The organism is Paenibacillus pedocola (assembly GCF_031599675.1).
Lineage (GTDB): Bacteria > Bacillota > Bacilli > Paenibacillales > Paenibacillaceae > Paenibacillus_AQ > Paenibacillus_AQ pedocola.
In genome coordinates this window covers 4,026,383-4,049,837 of the sequence record NZ_CP134223.1, presented here as the reverse complement: position 1 = coordinate 4,049,837, position 23,455 = coordinate 4,026,383, and the positions used below count along the sequence as shown (strand labels likewise).

At 50.1% G+C, this 23,455-nt stretch carries 19 protein-coding genes; 13 read left to right on the top strand and 6 right to left on the bottom strand.

All coding sequences use genetic code 11. From position 1 onward, the window contains the following. Positions 1-33 precede the first annotated feature (33 nt). Both cysI and QU597_RS17910 read left to right on the top strand, forming a co-directional pair. Positions 34-1,758: an assimilatory sulfite reductase (NADPH) hemoprotein subunit gene (gene cysI, locus QU597_RS17915; RefSeq protein ID WP_310829215.1), complete on the top strand. Its 1,725-nt coding sequence runs from the start codon at positions 34-36 to the stop codon at positions 1,756-1,758. 145 nt (positions 1,759-1,903) lie between these two features. Beyond that, complete coding sequence (locus tag QU597_RS17910; protein ID WP_310833349.1) at positions 1,904-2,311, top strand: hypothetical protein; 408 nt, start codon at positions 1,904-1,906, stop codon at positions 2,309-2,311. On the opposite strand, the gene QU597_RS17905 is transcribed toward QU597_RS17910, so the two are convergent. Together QU597_RS17905 and QU597_RS17900 are read right to left on the bottom strand one after the other, a co-directional pair. Beyond that, positions 2,312-3,391 (bottom strand): glycosyltransferase WbsX family protein, encoded by a 1,080-nt coding sequence (locus tag QU597_RS17905; protein ID WP_310829214.1) that lies wholly within the window; start codon positions 3,389-3,391, stop codon positions 2,312-2,314. Between the two features lie 57 nt (positions 3,392-3,448). After that, complete coding sequence (locus QU597_RS17900; RefSeq protein ID WP_310829213.1) at positions 3,449-4,408, bottom strand: glycosyltransferase family protein; 960 nt, start codon at positions 4,406-4,408, stop codon at positions 3,449-3,451. Positions 4,409-4,705: 297 nt separating this feature from the next. On the opposite strand from QU597_RS17900, the gene map reads away from it, so the two are divergent. Then, a complete protein-coding gene (gene map, locus QU597_RS17895; protein WP_310829212.1) occupies positions 4,706-5,452 on the top strand; it encodes a type I methionyl aminopeptidase in 747 nt (248 codons plus the stop codon). Positions 5,453-5,575: 123 nt separating this feature from the next. On the opposite strand, the gene QU597_RS17890 is transcribed toward map, so the two are convergent. Continuing rightward, a complete protein-coding gene (locus tag QU597_RS17890) occupies positions 5,576-5,980 on the bottom strand; it encodes a CBS domain-containing protein (RefSeq protein ID WP_310829211.1) in 405 nt (134 codons plus the stop codon). Between the two features lie 190 nt (positions 5,981-6,170). After that, entirely contained in the window at positions 6,171-6,599 is a 429-nt protein-coding gene (locus QU597_RS17885) for a VOC family protein (RefSeq protein ID WP_310829210.1), read from the bottom strand. A gap of 135 nt (positions 6,600-6,734) precedes the next feature. Here QU597_RS17885 and QU597_RS17880 point away from each other — a divergent pair, with 135 nt between their 5' ends. After that, entirely contained in the window at positions 6,735-7,583 is an 849-nt protein-coding gene (locus tag QU597_RS17880; RefSeq protein WP_310829209.1) for a hypothetical protein, read from the top strand. A gap of 2 nt (positions 7,584-7,585) precedes the next feature. Here QU597_RS17880 and QU597_RS17875 read toward each other — a convergent pair whose 3' ends face one another. Next, on the bottom strand, positions 7,586-8,470 hold the full coding sequence (locus QU597_RS17875; protein ID WP_310829208.1) for a sugar phosphate isomerase/epimerase: 885 nt from the start codon (positions 8,468-8,470) through the stop codon (positions 7,586-7,588). Positions 8,471-8,641: 171 nt separating this feature from the next. On the opposite strand from QU597_RS17875, the gene QU597_RS17870 reads away from it, so the two are divergent. From QU597_RS17870 to QU597_RS17850, 5 genes are all read left to right on the top strand, one after another. Beyond that, on the top strand, positions 8,642-9,739 hold the full coding sequence (locus QU597_RS17870; RefSeq protein ID WP_310829207.1) for a winged helix DNA-binding domain-containing protein: 1,098 nt from the start codon (positions 8,642-8,644) through the stop codon (positions 9,737-9,739). A gap of 31 nt (positions 9,740-9,770) precedes the next feature. Beyond that, positions 9,771-10,244 carry a heme-degrading domain-containing protein gene (locus tag QU597_RS17865; protein WP_310829206.1) on the top strand — a complete coding sequence of 158 codons (474 nt, stop codon included), beginning with the start codon at positions 9,771-9,773 and terminating at the stop codon, positions 10,242-10,244. 213 nt (positions 10,245-10,457) lie between these two features. Then, positions 10,458-11,624: a small-conductance mechanosensitive channel gene (locus QU597_RS17860; protein ID WP_310829205.1), complete on the top strand. Its 1,167-nt coding sequence runs from the start codon at positions 10,458-10,460 to the stop codon at positions 11,622-11,624. Positions 11,625-11,637: 13 nt separating this feature from the next. Continuing rightward, positions 11,638-17,061, top strand: a complete 5,424-nt coding sequence (locus tag QU597_RS17855; protein WP_310829204.1) for a diguanylate cyclase — start codon at positions 11,638-11,640, stop codon at positions 17,059-17,061. Between the two features lie 135 nt (positions 17,062-17,196). Further along, complete coding sequence (locus QU597_RS17850) at positions 17,197-18,630, top strand: amino acid permease (protein WP_310829203.1); 1,434 nt, start codon at positions 17,197-17,199, stop codon at positions 18,628-18,630. Between the two features lie 92 nt (positions 18,631-18,722). Here the strand turns inward: QU597_RS17850 and QU597_RS17845 are convergent, their stop codons facing one another. Further along, positions 18,723-19,760 carry an asparaginase gene (locus QU597_RS17845; RefSeq protein ID WP_206100721.1) on the bottom strand — a complete coding sequence of 346 codons (1,038 nt, stop codon included), beginning with the start codon at positions 19,758-19,760 and terminating at the stop codon, positions 18,723-18,725. Positions 19,761-20,043: 283 nt separating this feature from the next. Here QU597_RS17845 and QU597_RS17840 point away from each other — a divergent pair, with 283 nt between their 5' ends. The 4 genes from QU597_RS17840 (at position 20,044) to QU597_RS17825 (ending at position 23,399) form a co-directional block, all read left to right on the top strand. Beyond that, a complete protein-coding gene (locus QU597_RS17840) occupies positions 20,044-20,997 on the top strand; it encodes an MBL fold metallo-hydrolase (RefSeq protein ID WP_206100720.1) in 954 nt (317 codons plus the stop codon). Next, positions 20,990-21,832: a GNAT family N-acetyltransferase gene (locus tag QU597_RS17835; RefSeq protein WP_310829202.1), complete on the top strand. Its 843-nt coding sequence runs from the start codon at positions 20,990-20,992 to the stop codon at positions 21,830-21,832. Before QU597_RS17840 ends, QU597_RS17835 begins: the two co-directional genes overlap by 8 nt. 24 nt (positions 21,833-21,856) lie before the next feature. Further along, positions 21,857-22,414, top strand: a complete 558-nt coding sequence (locus tag QU597_RS17830; protein ID WP_310829201.1) for a hypothetical protein — start codon at positions 21,857-21,859, stop codon at positions 22,412-22,414. A 145-nt stretch (positions 22,415-22,559) separates the two neighbouring features. Then, the gene (locus QU597_RS17825; RefSeq protein ID WP_310829200.1) at positions 22,560-23,399 is read left to right on the top strand and encodes an alpha/beta hydrolase; all 840 of its coding nucleotides are present in this window, start codon (positions 22,560-22,562) and stop codon (positions 23,397-23,399) included. Positions 23,400-23,455 lie beyond the last annotated feature (56 nt).

The following is a 23,455-nucleotide window of genomic DNA, read 5'->3' as shown; positions in this document are numbered from 1 at the left end:
GCAGCGGATGGAAGCGGAAGGAGACGATCAATCGTGGCAAATAATGAATCAGCGGTGAAGCCGATCGGCGGGCCGCCAAGCGATGTTGAACATATCAAGCAGGAGAGCAACTACCTGCGCGGTGCGCTCGAAGCAACCCTGCGCAATCCGATCACAGGCGGACTGCCGGAGGACGACAACCGTCTGCTGAAATTCCATGGCAGCTACATGCAGGATGACCGGGACCTGCGCAGCGAACGCGAACGTTCCAAGCTGGAGCCGGCATATCAGTTTATGTTGCGGGTTGTAGCTCCTGGCGGAGTGGCAACGGCTGCACAATGGCTGGTGATGGATGAGCTGGCTCATAAATACGGAAACGGGACGCTTCGTCTGACGACAAGACAGGCTTTTCAAATGCACGGTGTGCTGAAATGGAATCTGAAAAAAACGATCAAGACCATTAACGATACACTCATGACTACACTCGCAGCTTGCGGGGATGTCAACCGTAACGTAATGAGCTCCCCCAATCCGTATCAGTCGGAGGTTCATACGGAGGTCTATGAGTGGGCCCGCAAAATTAGCGATCACCTGGCCCCGCGGACGCCGGCTTATCACGAAATCTGGCTGGATGGAGAGAAGGTTGTGGACAGCAAGGCAGATGTAGAGGTCGAGCCGATCTATGGACCGGTCTACCTGCCCCGTAAGTTCAAGATTGGCCTGGCGGTGCCGCCATCTAACGATGTCGATGTATTCTCCCAGGACCTGGGCTTCATCGCCATTCTGGAAGACGGCAAGCTGGCCGGCTTCAACGTCTCCGTAGGCGGAGGCATGGGTATGACACATGGCGATACGAACACATATCCTCAGCTTGGACGGGTAATCGGCTTCGTCCGGCCGGAGCAGATGATTGATGTGGCCGAGAAGACCGTGACCATCCAGAGAGACTACGGCAACCGCTCGGTCCGTAAGAATGCCCGCTTCAAATATACAATTGACCGTCACGGGCTGGACTGGTTCAGAGGCGAGCTGCATCACCGGCTGGGCTGGGAGCTTGAAGCAGCACGCGCGTATCATTTCGACCATAACGGAGACCGTTACGGCTGGGTGAAAGGATACGACGGCAAATGGAATCTGACCCTCTATATCCAGAGCGGCCGGATTCAGGATCAGGAAGGTTATCCGCTGATGACCGGGCTCCGTGAGATTGCGAAGATTCACACCGGAGATTTCCGGCTTACGCCGAACCAGAACCTGATCATCGGTGGTGTGAGCAGTGCCAAGAAACGCAGGATTGCCGAGCTCGCGCAGCAATATGGCCTGACGGACGGGGCGCATCATTCTGCTCTGCGGCGCAGTGCCATGTCCTGTGTGGCCCTGCCGACCTGCGGCCTCGCGATGGCAGAGGCAGAGCGGTATCTTCCGGTCCTGCTGGATAAGCTGGAGCTGATCATCGACAAGGCAGGCCTGCGCGATGAGGAGATTGTCATCCGGATGACCGGCTGCCCGAATGGCTGTGCACGACCGGCCCTCGGTGAAATCTCCTTCATCGGTAAAGCCCCGGGCAAATACAATATGTATCTGGGAGCCGGCTTTGCCGGCGACCGGCTGAATAAGCTGTATAAGGAGAATATCGGTGAACAGGAAATACTGGAGACGCTGGAGCCGATCATTCAGCGATATGCCAAGGAACGCAGAACCGGGGAGCATTTTGGGGATTTTGTGATCCGCAGCGGATACGTAGAAGCTGTTACCTCAGGCCTGAATTTCCACAAGTAATCCTATAATACAAAGAACCTGTTCTCCCACGAGGAGGACGGGTTCTTTGTTGTGTCTTTTCCTATCCCATAAATGTAAACTTGGATGGTTGTACTATAGCCATCTTCCAGAAGATACATATACTATAGCAACACAATTGAAAGGGATGATAGCCTTGCCAACCTTTGACAATGTACTGGTTACTGGCAACCAAACAATACAGCAGGATCTTCAAGTTAACGGAAACGAGACGGTACAGCAGCACCTGAACGTTAACGGCAGTGAAACGATACAGGGCGATTTACAGGTTAACGGCAATCAGACTATCGTTAATAGTCTTGTAACAGGGGCAGATGTAGATGCCGGAGGCAGTCTCTGGTCCAACTATCGTGTAGGGTCCAGTAATCAGCCGGTTCTGCCGGCCGGAGGCGCAAGCCTGCAGCAGATAAGATTCTATGCTACTGGTGCAGTGTCCCAGCCGGGGCTTATGTTAAAAGGCACGGATGGACTTGATTATGTGCTGTTTATTGATGTCAGCAGCGGCACACCCAGTCTTGCCATCCAGCTGGCTTGACTAAGTTTCAGAATCCACGGCAGGGAAAGCTCCTGCCTGCTCCAGTGCCTTCTTGACCTCCTCCAGATAGCGGAACTGATACCGGCGGTCAGGCTCAAGAAAGGCGCCTTCTGCCCATTCGTTCCAGGCGTTGATAAACAGATAATCGCTTTGATAGAGGGATTTCGCCCGCCCAATCTGCTTGGTGAGGTACCAGCCGAACTTGCGCGGAGAGGCTCCTATAGCGCTCTGTCCCCGTTCACCGAGACGAGGTGTATTATCCCAGTTGACGTAGGCTCCTGGGAATATTTTTTCACCGTTTCTGTGGTGGGAGCGGTTCAGGATCGACAGCCATGCCTGATCATAATCAAATACAAGATGTTCTTTACCGCCGAGATCCATGTAATGCCAGAGACGTTGTGTGTCTCCGTGGGCAAAGGTATAATGCGGTTCAAACTCAACGCTCGCATCAAACCCGTTTTGGCTGGGAATTTCAAATCCTCCCAATGTTCTGACAAAAAAAATTCCGTCCAGGCCATTCTTGACTGCCAGCCGGTTCCACAGGTTAAGCATTTCATCACACCGGGGGATTTTCCCCGGTCTATAGATGATAAACACAGGCTTGTTATCGATCCTGATATACCGCTCATCACGAAATGCCTTTAATAGTTCGTAAAAATGAATTTCCCAGTCCTCTTCGTCGCCGTATTCCTGTCTGATCAGAAGTTCGTTGTCTCCGCCATCCCATTTACGCGTCCAGGATTCGTTGGCCCAGGACAGGCAGAACGGAAACTGCGGCTCACCCGAGGTTAAGACCTGATTAAATGGACGTTCGAGCAGAGGTTTACCCTTGAACCAGTAGTGATAATAGCAGAACCCGTAAATACCATAGGCTTTCGCTACCTCTGCCTGCCAATTCCTCGCTGCCCTATCCGTCAAATCATAGTAATACTGCTCAAACGGCTCCTTGGGCTGCAGGTGGCCGGGATAAAGCGGGACCGCCTTTTTAGTATTCGTCCATTCCGTAAAGCCTTCACCCCACCACTGGTCATTCTCGGGAATGCGGTGAAATTGCGGCAATAAAAAAGCGATGAGCTTCAACTTACATACCTCCTGCATGGCGAAGTTCCAGGCCAGCTAATCTTGCCCAGGAATGCTTTATGAATAGTTAAATATGGTATGAAGGAGCTTTGTAGCCATTTGCAGAAAAGAGTAATCATACGTGCTCTTCCATAAGGCCCGGCTGGCAATCGCTCTTTTGGCATCCGCATGATTGGAATAATAGTGCAGCTTCTCCAGCAGTTCATCGGCAGTATGAAAGATGACAATATCCTCACCTGGATTCATATTTTCATAAATATTGGGATGGCCTTCAGCCAGCTGAAAAACCCCGCAGGCAGCGATATCAAAGACCTTAGCGGTAAGACCGCCCCAATGGATGACGAGTTCCGCACCGTTGTAGTAATCCTGCAGCTCAGCATCAGGTGCCAGCACCTTTAGTCCTGGATACTCCTCCCAGCCTATACCGGCAGCAGCTACTTTTTTTATAGCGAACAAGTGCTTTATCTTCTCCGCGTATTCTTTACCGGCTCCCCTGGCGTCACCAAGCAGAAGTAAATAGGATCTGTACTCCGCATTCACGGATCTCGGAGAGAACAGGCTGCGGTCGGCGGCAAAAGGGAGGTAGCGGACTTCCTTGCAGCCGGAATGCTGATAAAAGGGAATATGAAGGGTGTTCTGGGTAAAGACGTAATCGAATAATGCAACCAGCCGGGCGGTGGATTCACTGGTAAACGCTCCATCGGAGAGCCAGATCGCTTTCTTCAAAGGAGCCTTGGCGATGATCTCCAGATCTGTACCGGAGAAAGATTCTTCATTCCCTACAACCAGCAGCAGATCCGGGTTAAGCTGGACAAGCGCTGAAGAGAAGCTCTGAAAAGCTTTGATGGAAATTAGTTCTTTCGCCAGAAGCCGGAACTGCTCGGCAATCATTTGTTCCACCTGCCACATGGATTCTCCGGTCAGGGAGGATACCATCAGAATCCGTATTTGTTTATGATCAACGAATCCTGAAATCGACGGAAGTTCTCTGCGGGCTTCAGGCTGCGTGGTATTCATCTTTCGGAGCGCGCTTACTACCGTTTTAGCAAGAAGTATTCGGGTTTTAGGATGCAGCCGAACGGTTATTCCGGAGTTTCTGGGGCGGTGTTTCTTCTTCCTGGTCATGAAATTCTGAAATCCCTCCTTACATCCCTGCACTGTCTTATTTTATGCAAAACCGGGGAAATTGATAATAAACACAGAATGAATTTGGATTTCCGGCAGTTTTCTTACATAATATAGAGGAGCACCAAAAAAACATATTCAAGAGCCATTATAGTGAGTAATGTGTTCTGTACAGAAGAGGCGAATGAAATGATCATCATGAAAACGATGGAAGAGATTGAAAAGATGCGCGCGGCCGGTAAAATTCTTGCCGAATGCCACCGGCAGATTGCCGGAATTATACAGCCCGGAATCACAACGTGGGAAATTGACGAGTTCGCTGAAAAATTCATCCTGTCTCATGGGGCGACGCCGGAGCAAAAAGGATACCACGGGTATCCCTATGCCACCTGTGCTTCTGTGAATGATGTAATTTGTCATGGCTTCCCCAAAAAAGAGCCGCTGAAAGATGGAGATATTGTAACGATCGATATGGTCGTCAACCTGAACGGCTGGCTGGCGGATTCCGCCTGGTCCTATGCTGTCGGGACAATCAGTGAGCAGGCCAGTAAATTGCTGGAAACGACCAAGGAGTCCTTATTCAAGGGCATTGAGCAGGCAGTCGCCGGTAACCGGATCGGTGATGTTGCTCATGCAATTCAGGTGTATGCCGAATCGAACGGTTTCTCCGTGGTCCGCGATTTTATCGGCCATGGCATCGGTTCAGAGATGCATGAAGGGCCTGAGGTGCCGCATTATGGACCCGCAGGCAAAGGTCCGCGCCTGAAAGAAGGCATGGTGTTCACCATCGAGCCGATGCTGAATACCGGCAGCTACCGGACAAAGGTGGATGCAGACGGGTGGACAGCCCGGACCATTGACGGCGGTCTCTCTGCTCAGTATGAACACACTCTGGCAATTACGCCGCAGGGAACGATTATCCTGACGGAACTGTAAATATCAATCCAGCGTTCTGCTGGGTTCTATAGTTTGCAATTTTATGGACAGCACGGATTCTGAGTTACAAATAAGGCCCTCCTTCTGCTGGCTGCAGGGAGGGCCTTGTTCCTATCGTGGCGGTTAGTCCGTTATATTCCGTGTGTAATATTCAATAATATCTTTGCGGCGGATAATTCCTAGAAAGACACCCGTGCTATCGACGACCGGTACGAAATTCTGGTCTGCGGCGAGCGTCAGCATATCCTCCATTTGAGCGTTGATTTCTACGCTCTCATTATGCACATGGCGCTGAATGTCACTTACTTTAACCTGACCCATATTCTCAAAGCTGAGCCCCTCTGTATTCTTGAGTTTCCATAGCAGGTCTCCCTCAGCCAAGGTTCCAACGTATTTATTGTTTTCATCAATAATTGGAATGGCCGAATAATAATGCTGTTCCAATTGCTGCATCGCCTCAAGCATAGAGATCGAGGAAGTGATGAATGCGACCTGGTCTTTAGGCAGCAGGAAAGCGGATATTTCCATGACTAGTCTCCTTTACAGTGGAATTGGTTAGCAGTGTACACTTATTAAACCACAATTCGCACTGAAAGCGCATTACTTAATCTATACCAACATGCACAAAAGAGGATATAGATTCATTGGACAGTGATCGTATCCCTGCCAAGATTGCTGTATCCTCTGTATTTGAAAATATGTTTTCAAGCTAAGCTGCTTACATTCCGTTTTCTCCGTTATCCAGGCTGATCTGCCAATCAATGCCGAATTTGTCTTTCAGGCTGCCGTAGCTTTTGCTCCAGAAGGTCTCCTGCAGCTCCATGGTAACCGAACCGCCTTCTTTCAGCTGATCGAACCAGGTTCTGACTTTTGCTTCATCAGGAGTGACTAGAGTAAGGCTGATATTATTACCTACGGTAAAAGGCATTCCGGGAAATACATCGGAGAACATCACATTGCTGCCGTCAATGTTCAGTCTGGCATGCATCACCAAAGATTTGGCTTCTTCCGGCAGCGGATAATCAGGATTCGGCGGCGCTTCGCCAAAGGTCATGATTTGGGGAGCTCCAGTTTCAAATACCTTTGCATAAAACTCAACAGCTTCGCGGCAGTTCCCATTGAAATTCATATAAACATCAACTGACACACGCTTCACTCCTCATATGCTAAATTAAGGAAGGCACTTGATTTCCATATTGTATCATGGCCTTGTCCAAAGATAAATATTCTCTCTTTTGATAGAATATTCAATTATGTAAACTTCTTAAACAGGAGGGATTAGATGAATGAGCAGGGGCAGTCACTGACGGTTTACGGCTGCGATTTCAGCGGGGCGAAGAATCCGGAAGGGAAGATATTCATCGCCTCCGGCAGTCTGGCCGCCGGGAGCTTCACGGTTAATCAGGTGTACAGCTGCGAGGACAGGCTCGATTTATACCATTATATCCAAACGAGCAGAGCCCCGTGGGGGATGGATTTTCCCTTTTCTGTACCAAAGTATTATTTAGAGCGCCAATATGCTTCTTCCTGGGACAGGTTCATTCAAGGGGCATATGAGGATACAAGAGAACAATTTAAACAGCGGTTTGGTCAAATACATAGCGGTAAAAACAGCCGGGATCTCCGGGAGACGGACACCGCGGTAGATGCCAAAAGCCCTGTATCCTCGACTCCCATAGCCATGCATGCGATGCTCTACGGCGGTCGTAAGCTGCTGTACAATTTGCGGGGGGCTGCTTCGGTCTATCCCTTCGAGCCCTATAAAGAGACTTCCTCGCGTCTGTATGAGGTATATCCCGGATACGGCTGGAAAGCGCTGAAATTGAAGAGCAGCGATCCGGAGGCCTTTGACAAGTTACATACCAGCTTCAAGACGCTCATAGACAGCGGGTTTGAAGTTTATATTACCGCAGAAGCGGCAAAAGCCACGCTGGATCATCATGGAAAAGCCAATCTTCATGCCAGGGACGCTGTAATGGCCTGCATCGAGATGGCATACTGCATCCGTAAATACAAGCTGGAGAGCGGTGAGCATACGCAGCCGGAATTTGCCACAGAACAGGAATGGAGGCTGCGTTCGCTTGAAGGACTGGTTGTACGAATGTGTAAACAGGGAAATGAGCCGGGCTGATCTCAGGGACCATTCAGAATTCCGTCAACCCATGTATAACAGCACTCCAGCTGCTCCGGGGTAATCAGATCAGAGCGGTGCTCAAACATGATTTTGACATTAGGGTTTTCTGCACGGATGATCCGCAAGTATTCCTCAACCGGTGCCCAGCCCTGATCGACACTTAATTCCGGCAGCACCGGATAATGGCTGTTCTGCACGGTATCCGTAATCTGTACGTTGGATAAATGAATCAATGTTGCATATTTCGAGTAGGTGCCGAGTATTTTTGTGGCGTCAAAAAAGGGGTCCAGCTTGTCCTGCAGAAACAGTCGGGCGGTATCCAGGCACAACCTGATCCGTGGATACTGAATCAATAGCTGCTCCAAGAAATCATGCTCGTAGATCAATCTGCTAATGGCGTCGAACTCCAGGACTGGCATGAATTGATACTTGCGGCTCTGCCTGTCAAGCCATTCGAACAGCTGGGCCGTGCGTATGGTCAACTCCTCAGCTGTAATTTCATGTTCATGAATGAATTCCCGGCTGTCTCCGAACCGCCAACCCGCCCAGTTCACCCGCTCATCCAGAATTACAGGTTTCGGGTAATGGAACAGCACGTACTCCGGCTGAACTGAGGTAAGATATTCAAGCTCCTCCTGGATATGCTGAAAAGCTTCATAGCGCACCTTGTCATCACCGGCGAGAACCAGCGGATCGCGCAGTCTTTCAGTATTGGCCCGAAACGGAAAATGAACGCCAATCTGAAACCCTCTGCTCCGGGCTGCTTCGATTAACAGCCCGGCATCCTCCCGGGAGGCAAATAAACATGCTTCGATACCATAAAATCCGTTCCGGAAATCTTTAAGATATTTCTTCTCATCAAAGCCTCCATATTGTCCGATCATAAACTGCTGCAGGAGAAGCACCTCGCTTAAAGTAAGATATTGTAAATCATACTATGGGGATTCCTGATAGACAATCAGCAGACTTGTTCAATATACTGGAGGAAAGTACCATTGATCATAGCTGGCGGAACTATTGCAGCTTACAGGGATCAGCAGAGGAGGGGAGCCGAAATGAACAGGGAGATTGCCGGACTCCGGCTGTTGAACCAGCATATTACCAGCTCTGCCATTTTGGAGCCTGGGCAGGTTGTCCGCGCGCTTGGCGCGTTGCAGGCGCAGGATTATATGCAGGCCGCCTGGGCCATCGGGCTGCGTACGCCTGCCGCAGGGCTGGCCGGTGTGGAGCAGGCGATTGCCGGCAGGCATCTTCTGCTAACCTGGAGCCTGCGGGGAACCCTTCATTTTGCACCGCCGGAAGACGTGAAATGGATGATTCAGCTGAGTGCACCGCGGCTGCTTAGACAAGCCGGACGCCGGCTGGCGCAGCTTGAACTGGATGACAAAATACTAGGCCGCTGCAGGAAACTAATCTATCATGCATTAAAGGGCGGTAAATGCCTCACCAGGCTTGAACTGCTAAACCTGCTTGAGGAACAGGGAATCAGCACTGCAGGCCAGCGTGGTTATCATATCCTGTGGCATAGCGCGTTTAACGGACTAATCTGTTTTGGCCCTATAGCGGGCAAGCAGCAGACCTTTGTACTGCTGGACGAATGGGTGCCGCAGTCGCGGGAATTGTCCTATGAGGAATCGCTGGCTGAGCTGGCGCTGCGCTACTTTACCACCCGGGGACCTGCTACTGTGCATGATTTTGCCTGGTGGGCCGGACTCACGGTTACGGAGGCCAGAGCCGGGCTGGAGGCGGTAAGGGCTGGGCTGGCATCCGAGGTGATCAGAGGCAGCGAATACTGGATGCCGGACATACCGTCCGCTGCCGGTAGACATCCTGCAGGTGTCCATCTGCTACCCGGCTTCGATGAATATATCCTTGGCTATAAGGACCGCAGCGCCGTGCTTGAGCCGGAGCTCGCACCGCGGATCGTGCCGGGCAACAACGGAATGTTTTTGCCTGTGATTGTGTCAGAAGGACAAGTGGTTGGCACCTGGAAACGGAATATTAAGAAGAAGGGCGCCGAACTGCTGCTTATTCCTTTTGAACCTTTGCAAGAATACAGCCGGGCAGAGCTCCTCTCCGCTGCTGAAGCATATGCCGCATTTCTGGGGCTGCCGTTAATCAAGCTTGAGTATCAGGAGATTCACTTGTTATGAATCTTTAAATAACCAAAGGGAGTGCTGCAATTTGGAAGATTACAGCTCGTTATTGGAACAGATTCTCCAGCAGGAGCAGGATTTTCAGTTCACAAAATTTACAAACCAGACGGCCATAGAGCTGGGCAATGCCATTCTGGAAAGAGCACACAAGCTGGGGAAACTGATTGTAGTGGATATCCGAAAAAACGGGCAGGTGCTGTTCCATGCCAAAATGGATGAAACAGGACTGAACAATGACCGCTGGATCGCCCGCAAGATCAACGTCGTCAACCATTTCGGGCACTGCTCTTATTATATGAATGTGTTGTATAAATCGTGGAACACCACTATTCAGGACAACGCGTTCGTTGATCCGATGGAATATGCGGCAGAGGGCGGATGCTTCCCGGTGTTGATCCGGAATGTCGGGCCGGTCGGGACAATCTCCGTCTCCGGATTATCCGGTGAAGAAGACCATGAGATGATCGTGGCTGTGCTGGAGCAATTTTTGAAATCTGAATAATTATCACGTACAGGATCGCTCTGCTCGAAGTTTTAATGTGTCCCGGTAGCCCTCTTTTTGGCTTCCGGGACATTTTGCTTATTTCATTTGCCTTCGCGGGGACTTTTTTGCAGAAACACAGGAAAATATAAGCAGGAATAATCTGGAGCCGTATCGAATAGATAGCGGAATCAACAAAATTCGACTTTTAATTTACTTATCAAAGGGGATTTCATGAAAAAAGAACATAAGCCATTATTCTTAATCACAACGTTTGTTTTGATTTTCCTGTTGCCCTTATTCGGCAGTTTGACTAAATGGGGAGGCCTTCCACCCGGTTATGGTGTTTTCCCTGCGCAACAGGTTGAAGCGGATCCCGGATTCAGCCTGCTTTATTTTACACTCGCTTGTATAGTCGCCGTGTTCATCACGCTGGTGCTCGTTATTCCGCGTATATTCGGTTTTAGGAAGCTTCCGCAGGAGCCGCAGCCCCAGCCGGCTAGAGCAGCTTTTCCTGTGTGGTTCTGGTGGAGCCTGCCTGTTCTTGCGGTCAGCTGGTTTTTGATGTGGGCACGGATCAGATTATTTGTGCCGCTGGAGAATTATACCTTTGTCCCGCTATGGTGGTCCTTTATACTGATATTGGACGGACTGGTCTTCAAGCGGACAGGCGGGAACTCCATCATTTCCCGTAAACCACATTTAATGCAGCTGCTCGCCGTTGTGTCCTGCTTCAGCTGGTTTGCCTTTGAATACCTTAATTTTTTTGTGATGGAGAACTGGTATTATCCGAATGAAAATGTCTTCTCTAACTTTGGCAATGTGTTCTGGTTTTCCTTATCTTATACTACTGTTCTTCCGGCGATCGTTGAGTGGTATCTGCTGCTGAAGACATTCAAAACGCTTAGTGAGCGGTACAGGAACGGTCCTAAAATAAACGTCAGCAGAACGCTGCTGATTATTTACTTTATCATTGGAATGTTTCTGGCTTTTGGTATGGGCTATTATCCGTATCTGCTGTTCTGGGTGCTATGGGTAGCACTTGTGCCTATGCTCTCGGCTGCGATGGCGCTTTGCGGTTACTGGACTCCTTTTACACCGATCAGGATTGGTGACTGGTCCAGGATTATCCTGATCGCATTAGCCACCCTGTGTAACGGATTTTTCTGGGAGTTTTGGAACTTTGGCAGTGAGTGGTTCCATGACTCCTTGCCCACCAACCCCAATTACTGGAAATATTCTGTACCCTATCTGGACAAAATTCATATTTTCTCGGAGATGCCGATTTTGGGCTATTACGGATATCTCTTTTTTGGCGTGAACTGCTGGATTGTGTGGCTCATTGCCGCTTATGTGTTTAAATTTGATGCTGATTTTGAATTAACGGGAGACACTCGCTAAAGGTGGAATGGGTATGATTACGTTAGACAACTATCTAATTCTGGAGACCATTTCCGACAATTATACGAAATCGGTATACAGATGCGGAGATACGATATCAGAGGAAACGGTAATTTTAAAAGTACTGAAATCCGAATTTACCGGGCCTGAGGCGGTTATGCGGTTTAAGCAGGAATACAGGCTGCTGAAGGAGCTCAGTGAACATATCGAAGGCGTAATCAAACCCCGTAAGCTTGAAGAAAAAAACGGCTATTATATTATGGTGCTGGAGGATATCCACGGGCGGTCCCTCAAGCAGATTATGGAAGAGGATCCGCCGGATCAGGCAGCTCTTGTGAAGCTGGCCATCCGGATAGTGGACATACTCGGTGCGGTGCATGAACAGAATGTTATTCACAAGGATATTAAACCTTCCAATATCATCTGGAACAGGGAGCAGGACGTAGTGCGGCTGATCGATTTCGATCTGGCCGTGAAGCTGCCCAAAGAGAAGCGGGAATTTCAGAATAGCGGGGTGCTGGAGGGGAGCATTCAGTACATATCGCCCGAGCAGACCGGCCGGATGAACCGCAATATTGATTACCGGAGCGATTATTACTCGCTGGGCGTCGTTCTCTACGAGCTCATGACCGGTAGCAGACCCTTTGTAAAGCAGGAAATGCTGGAGCAGATCTATTCCATTATTGCCAAGGAAGCAATTCCGCCCCATCAGTTAACCGGCGGCAAGGTTTCCAACGGGCTGTCAGGTATCATCATGAAGCTGATGGCCAAATCGTCCGAAGAAAGGTACCGCAGCGCCTATGGGATCAAGGCTGATTTGAAGAAGGTGCTGGATGGTAATACGGATTTTGTGATCGGGGCCGAAGACCGGCTCAATATATTCAGGATTCCGCAAAAAATCTACGGCCGTGATCAGGAGCTGACAAGGCTCGTGCATGCTTTCCGGCATAGTGTCCGGGGCCAGTCGCAGCTCATGCTGGTAACCGGTGAGGCCGGGATGGGTAAAACGGCTCTGGTGCATGAGCTCCATAAGTCAATCAGTGAGGAAAAGGGCTTGTTTGCCGAAGGGAAATTTGACCAGTATAACCGCAATATTCCGTACAGTGCGATTATTCAGGCCTTCCGCCGTTTGATCAGCCAACTGCTGGAAACCCCTGACAAGGAATACAAGCAGCAGATTAGGCAATCTTTAGCGCAATCCCTGGACGGGAACGGAAGGGTCATAGCCGGACTGATTCCAGAGCTGGACGGATGGATTGGTAAACAGCGTGAGATGGAGCCGCTTAATCCTGCAGAGGAAACTAACAGGTTCTTTATAACCTTTGCCAAATTTATCGAAGGGATAACCTTGAATGAACGTCCGCTGGTCCTGTTTCTGGATGATTTGCAGTGGGCTGATTTCTCGAGTGTGCAGCTTGTTGAACGCTTAATGCTTGATCCTCACCTGTGCAGACTGTTCATTGTCTGTTCTTACCGGGCAAATGAGATTCATGAGGGGCACCCGCTGTTTACCTCCATAGCCAAAATTGAGAAAAGCCGGGATGTAGGCGTCATCGCTCTGGAGCCGCTGGCTACCCATGATGTGCAGAGCCTGATTGCCGATACTCTTTACAGTCCGCCGGAGCGGGTGAATATGCTTGCGGAAGTCATCTACAAAAGGACTAAGGGCAATTCGTTTTTTGTAAGCGAGCTGCTCAAAGAGCTATATCGTAACGGGCTTTTACATTTTGACGAGAGACAGGGGATCTGGAGCTGGCAGCTGGACCAGATTCTAAAATTACCGGTCAATGACAATGTGGTCGAGTTCCTGATGATGAAGCTGAACAGTTTACCTGAAGAGGTCCGTTCGATTCTGATGCTGAGCGCTGCCATCGGGAATGTGTTTAATTTCGGAATGCTGAAACTGATCAGCGAAGAGCCGCAGAGCTTTGTCACCCGGGCTATTGCTGCTGCGGTTGAGGAGGAGCTCATTGTTCCGGCAGATTCGGGCTATGCCCTGTTCTCCGGTTATTTGGACGAGAAGGATAATGAGCCTCTGCTGCAGGCGGCAGTCTCTTTCCGGTTTGCCCATGACCGGATCCAGCAATCGTTCTACCAGATGATTGACACAGATACAATGAAAGAACTGCATCTTAGCATCGGCCGGCTGATGCTGAAGAATCTGGCACCGTCGGAAGCGGAAGAGTTTATCGTTGATATAGCGGCTCATATGAATAAAGGCTTGGAATTAATCAGTGACCGGGCAGAAATGAACGAGATGATAAGACTTAACCTGAAGGCAGCCCGTAAAGCAAAGGCGGCCTTCGGTTATGATTCAGCTTATACACTGCTGGAAACGGTGCTGCCGCAGCTGCCGGACAACGTCTGGCAAAATAATGACATTCCGGCAGCCGAGCTTTACGCGCTGCTGGCACAATGCGGCTACTTAACCCATCATATCGCGGAAGCAGATGCCGCATGCGCGGTGCTGCTTGAGCATATATCCGATAAACGGGACCGCGCGCAAATTTATGAGATGCAGGCCAATCATTATATGTATCTGGGAATGATGAAGGAATCGATTGCTTCCGGCAGACAGGGTCTGCAGGTGATGGGTATCCAAATTCCGCGCCTGGTCGGGATGGTTACCGTGCTGGCTGAGCTTGTGAAGATTAAAGCCGCACTCCGGGGAAAGACACCTGAGGATATTTATACGTCCCGGCAAATGGAAGACCCGGATATGCTGCTGATCATGCGGCTGCTGATCAACTTTATCCCGCCGGCCTTTATCTCCGGGGAAACTTCGCTGTTCGGCTTAGTTGTGCTTAAACAAGTTGGTTTGACCCTGAAATACGGCAATTCTCCTGAATCGGCACTTGCCTTTATTGGGTACTCCATGCTGTTGTCCGGGTTCGGCGACGTGAAGGGAGCTTTTGAATTCGGCAGGCTGGGCATCCGGATCAATGACAAGTTCAACGATCTGCAGTGGAGAGGTGCAGTTCATGTCCTATATACCCTGTTCAGTCATGTCTGGACAGAGCCGTGGGACACTTTGCATGACTGGTTTACGACTTCGATTGAAGCCAGTTTTCGGACCGGCAATTTACTTTATCTTGCCCATTCCTGTTTCTATGTAAATTTATGGAATCCTGAGATGGATCTGGTCACGCATCTGCAGGAGAGCAGCCGGATGATCGCGATGATTGAGAACACTAAATACAAAGAGTCACTGGCGACAGCTCAGCTGGTCCGGCAATATTACCGCAATCTTCTGGGGGAAATGGAAGACCGCAGCTCTCTCAGCGACGAGTCATTTAATGAAGAGAACATGCTGCATGATTTGGAGCTCGCGAAATATAACTCCGGAATAGCTATTTACTATATTTACAAAATGAAGCTGCTGTTTACCTATGAAAGCTACAAAGAAGCTTTAGTGTATATCGACAAAGCTTATCCGATTATTGGCGCACTTTCCGGTTCTGCTTTTATGGAGGAATTCGCCCTTTATACCTTCCTTAATCTGGCTTACAGTTATCCGCAGCTGAGTGCCAGTGAACGGAGGAAGGCAAAGGCCAGAATGCGTAAGGAACTCGGCCGGGTCCGCAAATGGGCCAAGCACGCTCCGGATACCTTCAGGCAGCATGAAATGCTGATGAAGGCGGAGTGGTCTCGGATTTTCGGGCGGGAGGATGAGGCGGGATACTATTATGACCTGGCAATTCAGGCCAGTGAGCACGGGAAATTCGTCAGATATAAGGCACTTGCCAACGAACTGGCTTCTAAATTTTATAACGGTAAGCATTTCAACGAATTTGCCGCTTATCTGCTCAGACAATCCGTTTATTATTACTCAGTGTGGGGCGCAAAGGCGAAAATTGAGTTCATTAATGAACGTTATCCGGACCTCGTCCGCAAGATCAATTCGAAAGAGTTCCTGTACGGGCGGAGCGTATCAGAATACTCCGAGAGTATTGATCTGGACTCGATGATTATGGCATCCCAGGCGATTTCCAAGGAAATTGAGCTGGATAACCTGCTGGAGGCACTCATGGAGATTGTCATCAAGAATGCGGGGGCGCAGAGGGGCTGTATCCGGATGTCAGTAGGCTCGGGCTTGCTGGTGGAAGGTGAATATCAGCCCGGAGAAAGTAAAATATCAATCGCCGTGTATAGCCAGGGACGTTACGACAACCTCCCGGAAGCTATTTTGAGACAGGTAGAGGAGAGCGGAGAAACACTGATCTATAATGACGCTTTCTCTGAAACACAGTTTGTGAATGATCCCTATATTGTAAGGCAACGCCCTAAGTCCGTGGTCTGCATGCCGCTGATTAATCAGAATAAGACCGTTGCCGTCATTTATCTGGAGAATAATCTGGTAACAGGCGTATTCACCAAAGAACGGATGAAGATCATCAATCTGCTGTCGCGGGAAATGGTGTTCTCGCTGGAAAATGCCAGCCTGTATTCAGAGCTTGAACGCTCGGAAGAAAAGTACCGTGAGCTGGTCAACAATTTGCAGGATGGTATCTTTATTACCCAGGGTTATACCTGTAAATATGCCAACGAGGCATTGGCCAAGATGCTGGGCTATGAGGCAAAAGAGATGCTGGAGCAGCCGTTTGAGAATTTCCTCAGTCCGACGGAGCGCGAAAAGGTCATGCATTATTATGACCGCAGAATGGAGAGCAAGCCTGCACCCTTTGAGTATGAAACCCGCTTACTGCACAAAGACCAGGTGCACGAGATTATTGTGATTCACAAAGTGACGCTGATCAACTATATGAATAAGCCGGCTATACAAGGGACCGTAAAAGATATTACGATGCGTAAGCATGCGGAAGAAGAGCTTTTACGGCATAAAGAGCATCTGGAAGAGCTCGTCGCGGAGCGTACGAAGGAGCTGGAGCTGAATAACGAGGAGCTAAACAAATATATTGGCTTAATCGAGCAGATTTCCATTACCGACGAATTAACAGGACTTTACAACCGGAGATATTTCAATAAAGTATTCGTGGAGGAAGTTGAAAAAGCCGCCGCAGGCCAAAAGTATCTGACCTATCTGATGCTCGACATCGACTATTTCAAAAAATATAATGACACCTATGGTCATTATGAAGGGGATTCGGTGCTGCGGAGAGTAGGGAAACTGCTGCATGAGCTGGCTGAACGTGCGGATGGCTTCGCCATCCGGCTGGGCGGGGAAGAATTCGGTATTATCGTCACCGGATTCACTCCCAAGCAATCGCGTGATTATGCAGAGGGTATTCGCAGAAGCATTGAAGATTTGCAGATACCGCATGCCATGAGCCCGCAGTTTGGAATCATTACAGTATCTGTTGGTGTTGCAGCAGTCCGGGTCGAGCATGTCCGGGAAGAAGATATTTACAAGCTCGGCGATAATGCGCTTTATCAATCCAAAGCGGAAGGCAGAAACCGTGTAACGCTGTTTGAATAACTATATTTAATTTAACCCTCCGGCGCTCCTCCAACCGGAGGTTTTTGTTGTATTTTGTTACAACCATAGGATGTATCATGGGTAAAAACCCCGGGTATTGCAGATACTTTGCTAAAAAGACCGGAGGCTGTGTTAATGAAACAGGGGGAAAAGGGTTTATCGGTATGGCAGCTTACTATGCTGGCGCTTGGAACGGTAGTGGGGGGCTCATTTTTTCTCGGTACCTCGGTGGCGATCCGTGCAGCCGGACCCTCTGTCTTGCTGTCCTATGTGATCGGAGGTATTCTGGTCTATTTTATTCTGTCGGCATTATCGGAGATGACTGTTGCCAATCCGGTTGCCGGATCATTCCGCACCTACACGGAGCAGGCTTTTGGCAAGGGAGCGGGCTTCACCGTAGGCTGGGTATACTGGACAGGACTTGTGCTGGCAATGTCCAGTGAAGCTACAGCGGTGTCTATTTTGCTGCGCAGCTGGTTCCCGTTTCTGCCTTTGGGGCTGCTGGGGTCGGGAATCATTATCGGCGTAACCTTATTGAATCTATTGGGGGCAGAGCGGCTCAGCAAACTGGAGAGCGGTCTGGCAGCCTTTAAGCTGCTGGCCATCGCCGCCTTTATCCTCATTGCAGTCTGTATCGCAATCGGGATAGGGACAAGGGGGGCGGGGGCAGTCGGCACACAGGTTCTGCGCAGCCAAAGCTGGATGCCGGGAGGGTTGGCCGGCATTGCCGGAAGCATGCTGATGGTCATGTTCACCTATGCCGGCTTTGAAGTGCTCGGACTCGCTGCTTCAGAAGCAAGGAACCCGGGTGTGACCATCCCGAAAGCGATCCGCTATACCCTCTTGCTGCTGGTAGGGCTATATATCGCGGCCATGACGGCTTTGTTCCTCCTGCTGCCTACAGCAGCCGTATCTGAACAAATCAGCCCGTTTGTGACAGCGCTGAGCCGCTACGGCCTGGGCTGGACGGGTACGGTGATGAACATAGTGCTGGTGTCGGCGATTCTTTCGACGATGCTTGCCTCCGTCTTTGGCCTCGGCCGGATGCTCCGCTCACTCGCGGAGGAAGGGCACACTCCGGCCTGGATGCGGGACCGCACAGATATCCCTTACCGGGGGATCCTCATTTCCGGCGGAGCCATGTTAGCCGGTCTTGGTCTTGGCATGCTGCTGCCGCAAGGGGTATACCTGTTTCTGGTCAGCTCCGGCGGTTTCTCGCTGCTGTTCTCCTATCTCATTATTATGGCGAGCCATTACCGGCTGCGGAAACGGCAGGGCAGTTCGCTTACCCAGCGGCAAGGCTTGCGCGGTTATCCGTATACTTCATGGATTGCCATGGTCAGTCTGCTCGCCATTCTGGCAAGCATGCCGCTGATTCCGGGACAGGGCGGCGGACTGGCTGCAGGAGTAATGTTTGTTGTGTTCTTTGCCGGAGTCTACACGGTAGGGAAACTGCGCCGGAAAGGCAGAGAAGGAGTGCGGAAGCCGCTGCTGCGGATTCCAACAGCTGCGAGAGCACAGATGGAGGCCGGGGAGGAGCTTGGAAAAGAACAGAAAGATACCGAGTGAGCGGGAAGCCTCTAATAAATTTGAGCACAGCCAAGCTTTTTACGAAATGAAACCCGCCCGTGACTCACACGGGCGGGTTTATGCATTACCTGTCAGTACACATTGAACATAGCGGCGATTTCATCATAATGTGTGGTTTGTGTCAGCGCCAGCGAGAGCAGAATCCGTGCTTTTTGCGGCACCAGACTGTTGCAGGGAATGGAATTAGCAGAGAGGTCAATGTAAGAATCTTTAAGCGTTATCCCGCTGGAAATCCGCGAGCAGCGGACCACCGGGATATTGTTGTTTTTCAGCTCGCCTACCTTATCTATCCACGGTTTGCTGTATATCCCTCCGCCTGCACCGGCGATAACAATTCCTTTGGAAACCGTGGACAGGTAATCCAGAATACCAGGGTTGGCATCTACATGGAAATAGGCGACGGATACCTCAGGCAGTCCCGTCAGGGAGGAGACGTCAAACTGTGCATCTATGGTGTGCTTTTTCAAAGAACGGGTGTAAAAGAAGGCTTGGGCATCCCGCATATATCCGAGACAGCCGAAATCCCGTTCATCAAAAGCATTCGCCTTAAATGTGTTAACCTTCTGAACATCCCTGCCGCTGTAGATCCCCTCTGCAAACACGACCATTACGCCCTGTCCGGAAGCGTCCGGATTGGCAGCGAGCGCAACAGACTGGAAGAGGTTCAGCGGTCCGTCTGCACTGATTGCCGTGGCCGGGCGCATAGAGCCTGTGATAATAACCGGCTTATCCGTCTTGATGACCAGATTCAGGAAATAAGAGGTCTCGTCCAGAGTATCTGTTCCGTGAGTAATCACAAACCCGTGGACATCCTCCCGCAGGGCCAAGGTATTAATGATTGAAGCAAGTGTCAGCCAGTGATCGCTGGTAATGTCGGCACTGCAAAGATTGCTTACCTGAATTCCTGCGCAATTAGCTAACCGCTCCAGGTGGGGGACACTGTCCAGCAGATCTTGTATCGGGAGGGCGCCGGGTTCATAATTTAAGGTTTTATGGGCTTCTCCGCTGCCGGCAATCGTTCCTCCGGTGGCGAGAATGACGACATTTTTCAGGCTGGGATTATAAAAGGGAGAAGCTTCGAAATTCACTTCCGGAGTTGGAATAATCATCTGCAGTTTCCTTTCAATCTAAACTATATATGTGAGAAAGCTAACGTAAATCAAGTAAGAAGTCAATAGAATTTTCTAAAAGGGAAATATTACAGCGGAACACTTGATAATCTATAAAGGATGATGATTGTAACCGGCAGGGAGACAGGATTCATACTCATACTTGTGTCCCGGAACTAGCCGTCTTCTAACACTCTTTGAACTGTGAACAATCTAATGCTCAATAGTTTCCAGTTTATAGTATAATGGCAGTTAATTTTATTGTCACATTGGGGGAATGAGATTGAACAAATTCTTCACCTTGCATTCAGTAGCTTCAGGCGTGTGGGCGGCAATTGTTATTCCGGGCAGCGGAGCGTTGGGGAATGCTGCGGTAGTTGATTTAGGTGATATTACAGTTGTAGTAGATACGTTCTGTCTTCCCGAAGCGGCTGGGATATTGCGGGAATCTGCCCTGGAGCTGACCGGGAAACCGGTGAAGTACATAGTCAATACGCATTTTCATGGAGATCATCATTACGGGAATCAGATGTTTGCGGACAGTCTGATCATCACTACTGACCTTACCCGGGAGATTCTGACTAAAGAGGGTGCTCCGGAAGTGGAAGTGTGGCAGGAAGGATTGCAGAAACAAATCGAGGGATTAACGAAAGGCATGCATGCGGCACAAGACCTCAGGCTGCAATCTGCATTTGCCTATGAAATTGCGGATAAAGCTGCACTGCTGGCGGCCGTTCCCGGCATCCGTAGAAGGACCGCGGCACTAACCTTTTCAGACAAGCTAATGATTCATGGGACTGCGCGTTCGCTGACTCTCCTGACCTTTGGCGGCGGGCATACGGATAGTGATGCCTTTGTATACATTGAAGATGCAAAGGTGTTGATCGCCGGAGATCTGGTACTAAGTAAATCACATCCGGCTATGCTTAGCGGGTTCCCGGCCGCATGGATAGAGATTCTGCAGCGGATCGGACAAGAGCTTGATTTCAGTCTGGTGATTCCCGGCCACGGGGAAGTTACAGACCACAGCAGCATTGGTGAGATGATCAGTTATCTTACTGAAATTCAAATCTATGCAGAACAAGCCGCAGCAAGCGGAGAATCAGCTGATTTCTGGATGGCTCGGGGTATACCTATACCTTTTGCTGAGTGGCAGATGTCTCATGTCTTTGAATGGAATTTCCGTTGGCTGTATAAACAATTTGTTAACGAAAAGCGAGGAGAAGGCAATGATTGAACTGAAAAGCAGGGACTATTACCTGGCCTTACCGGTGCTGGATCAAGTAAAAATAAACACGTTATTCGCCAGAAGCGTCCTGGAGCAGAATATTGGCGGGAAGGTGTTTGCGGATTGTGCAGACAGTCCCCGCGCTTTTTATGTGGTTCATTCTTATGGCATGTCACTTTTATTTGGAGAAAGAGGCGATGAAACCTTTGAACGCTCGCTCTTTGATTACGTGACCAATAAATCCGAAACCAGACGGGCGGCGGAGTGGCTGCAGGCAGATCCGGCAGGAGACTGGACCAGCCTAACCGATTCTATTCGGACTATGCATAATGGTATGCTTGTCAACGGATCTGACTTGCCGGAGGGCAGTAACCCCCGGGCCATTCAGCTGAATACAAGGGTTAATTTCCGCTTCGACCGGCAGGCTTACCTTACTGCCAGGGAGCAGTTTTTTAAGCAGGATGAATTGATCGTACAGACCACCAAAGAGCAGTTTGGCGCGCTGGCAGAAGGTGTGGTGCCCCGTTTTTTCTGGCGGGATGCGGCACATTTTGAAGCGGAGGGGATAGGATACACTTTGCTGCGGGACGGCGAAATAGCCGCGACTGCGTTCTCAGCCTGCTGCGCACAGAATCAGCTGGAGATTGGCATTGAGACGGCGCACAAATACCGGGGAAAAGGTTATGCATTCTCCGTCAGCTCGGCCTTGATTGATTACTGCCTGGACCGCGGGCTGGAACCCGTCTGGGCCTGCCGTCTGGAGAATGAAGGATCGTATAATCTCGCGCAGAAGCTGGGCTTTGTGCCGGTACTCAATCTTCCGTATTATCGGTTAGCCTATTAAAAATGCGGGGAGGAGGGTTAGTATATGCCCAGGATTCCACTTCTTTGGCTGTTGAGTGTGCTGATACTTTGTGCTTTAACTGCCTGCAGCTTCTCGAATCATAAGGATGAACCGGCATCTTCTTCGATCACGGTAACAGCAGGCGGCAGTAATATCCCGGCAATGATCCAAATCATAACCGAAGGGCATACTGCAAATACATCCGGGGAAGCCCCGTTCAGAGCTATTCTTGAAGATTCAAAAGTCAGCATCCCTTATGTGAAATTAGGTGAGTCTGTTCAAATTCAGCTGGAGAAGGGGGCTCCTGCCGTATATGAACTGAGTGATGTGCTGCTGAGTGAAAACGGCGGCTATAAATACAGAATGCCGGAAGACAAGCCGATAGTCATGGAATTTAGCAGCGGATCAGGTTCTTTTGTACTTAAAGAGAATATGGCAGCTTTTTTAAGCTCAAATACCAAGGACTATGAGCCCGGTGCCACCATTCGCGGATTCAAGCTCACGAAGCAGGGTGGCGGGGAGAAGCAGGAATATTATTTTGTGCTCAGAACTGACGCAGGGTCAGTCAGCCAGAGGCTATAGATGTGCTATTGAAGAAGGATGAATCAGCTAATCTACAAGTACAAGGACGCTGCCGGGCGTTCTTTTTTTTTATTGAAAATATTATAGACAATGATTATCATTATCAATAGTTCGAAAACAGTTAGCGGATATGGAGGAGACTTCAATGGACCGGATAGAAGCGCTGAATATAAACGATACCGGAAGCAGAGAACCGATTCTGCATCAGGGCTGTGAAGAATATGTAATAACTGCGGGTGAGCGTAAGCTGGAGTACCGGATTTTGCTCTCGCACCCTTCCGGCGAAGCCCCGCCGGAAGGGTATCCGGTTATCTATGCCCTGGATGGCAACGCCGTATTTCACACCCTCGCTGAAGCTGCCCGGCTGCAGACACGTAAGCCGCACGGCTTTGATCCGGTGGTCATTGTCGCCATCGGCTACCCGTCAGATGAGCCCTTTGACATGACAAGACGCTGTTATGATTTCACTATACCGGTGCTCGAGCAGACCCTGCCGAAACGTCCGGATGGCAGTAACTGGCCTGAGCATGGCGGGGCGGACAGCTTCCTGGATGTCCTGCAGGATGAGATCATGCCGATGATCTCAAGTCTATTTCCGGTAGACGTCAGCCGTCAGGCCTTGTTCGGCCATTCCTTAGGCGGGCTGTTCGTTCTGCATGCGTTATTTACCAGACCAGAGCTGTTTACGCACTATGCAGCAGGCAGCCCCTCGGTCTGGTGGGGGGACTACTCCGTATTGGCTGAGCAGGAACGTTTCTCCGCAGACTACCCTCAGCGGCAACTGCAGCGGAAGCTGCTTATTACCATCGGTGCTGAAGAGCTAGACCACATGGTTCAGGATGCAGAGAAGCTGGCGTTGCTGCTAGAGCCGCTATCGGAGCAGGGACTGCAGGTCAACCGGGCCAAGTTTCCGGAGGAAAGCCATGTCAGTGTCCTGCCGGCTGCGCTCAGCCGCCTGCTGAAATTCGCACTGGAGAAGAAGTAAGAGTTCATTGCACAAGAGAATGTACAGTATAAACACAAAGTCCCCTGCCGGAAACA

Bases quoted from the DNA above. Each gene is read 5' to 3' on its own strand.
- QU597_RS17900 (WP_310829213.1), bottom strand. From the start codon at position 4,408: ATGAATACCACGCAGCCTGAAGCCCGCAGAGAACTTCCGTCGATTTCA.
- QU597_RS17850 (WP_310829203.1), top strand. From the start codon at position 17,197: ATGAAACAGGGGGAAAAGGGTTTATCGGTATGGCAGCTTACTATGCTG.
- QU597_RS17890 (WP_310829211.1), bottom strand. From the start codon at position 5,980: ATGGAAATATCCGCTTTCCTGCTGCCTAAAGACCAGGTCGCATTCATC.
- QU597_RS17875 (WP_310829208.1), bottom strand. From the start codon at position 8,470: ATGATCGGACAATATGGAGGCTTTGATGAGAAGAAATATCTTAAAGAT.
- map (WP_310829212.1), top strand. From the start codon at position 4,706: ATGATCATCATGAAAACGATGGAAGAGATTGAAAAGATGCGCGCGGCC.
- QU597_RS17825 (WP_310829200.1), top strand. From the start codon at position 22,560: ATGGACCGGATAGAAGCGCTGAATATAAACGATACCGGAAGCAGAGAA.
- QU597_RS17910 (WP_310833349.1), top strand. From the start codon at position 1,904: ATGATAGCCTTGCCAACCTTTGACAATGTACTGGTTACTGGCAACCAA.
- QU597_RS17860 (WP_310829205.1), top strand. From the start codon at position 10,458: ATGAAAAAAGAACATAAGCCATTATTCTTAATCACAACGTTTGTTTTG.
- QU597_RS17870 (WP_310829207.1), top strand. From the start codon at position 8,642: ATGAACAGGGAGATTGCCGGACTCCGGCTGTTGAACCAGCATATTACC.
- QU597_RS17855 (WP_310829204.1), top strand. From the start codon at position 11,638: ATGATTACGTTAGACAACTATCTAATTCTGGAGACCATTTCCGACAAT.
- QU597_RS17880 (WP_310829209.1), top strand. From the start codon at position 6,735: ATGAATGAGCAGGGGCAGTCACTGACGGTTTACGGCTGCGATTTCAGC.
- QU597_RS17835 (WP_310829202.1), top strand. From the start codon at position 20,990: ATGATTGAACTGAAAAGCAGGGACTATTACCTGGCCTTACCGGTGCTG.
- QU597_RS17830 (WP_310829201.1), top strand. From the start codon at position 21,857: ATGCCCAGGATTCCACTTCTTTGGCTGTTGAGTGTGCTGATACTTTGT.
- QU597_RS17845 (WP_206100721.1), bottom strand. From the start codon at position 19,760: ATGATTATTCCAACTCCGGAAGTGAATTTCGAAGCTTCTCCCTTTTAT.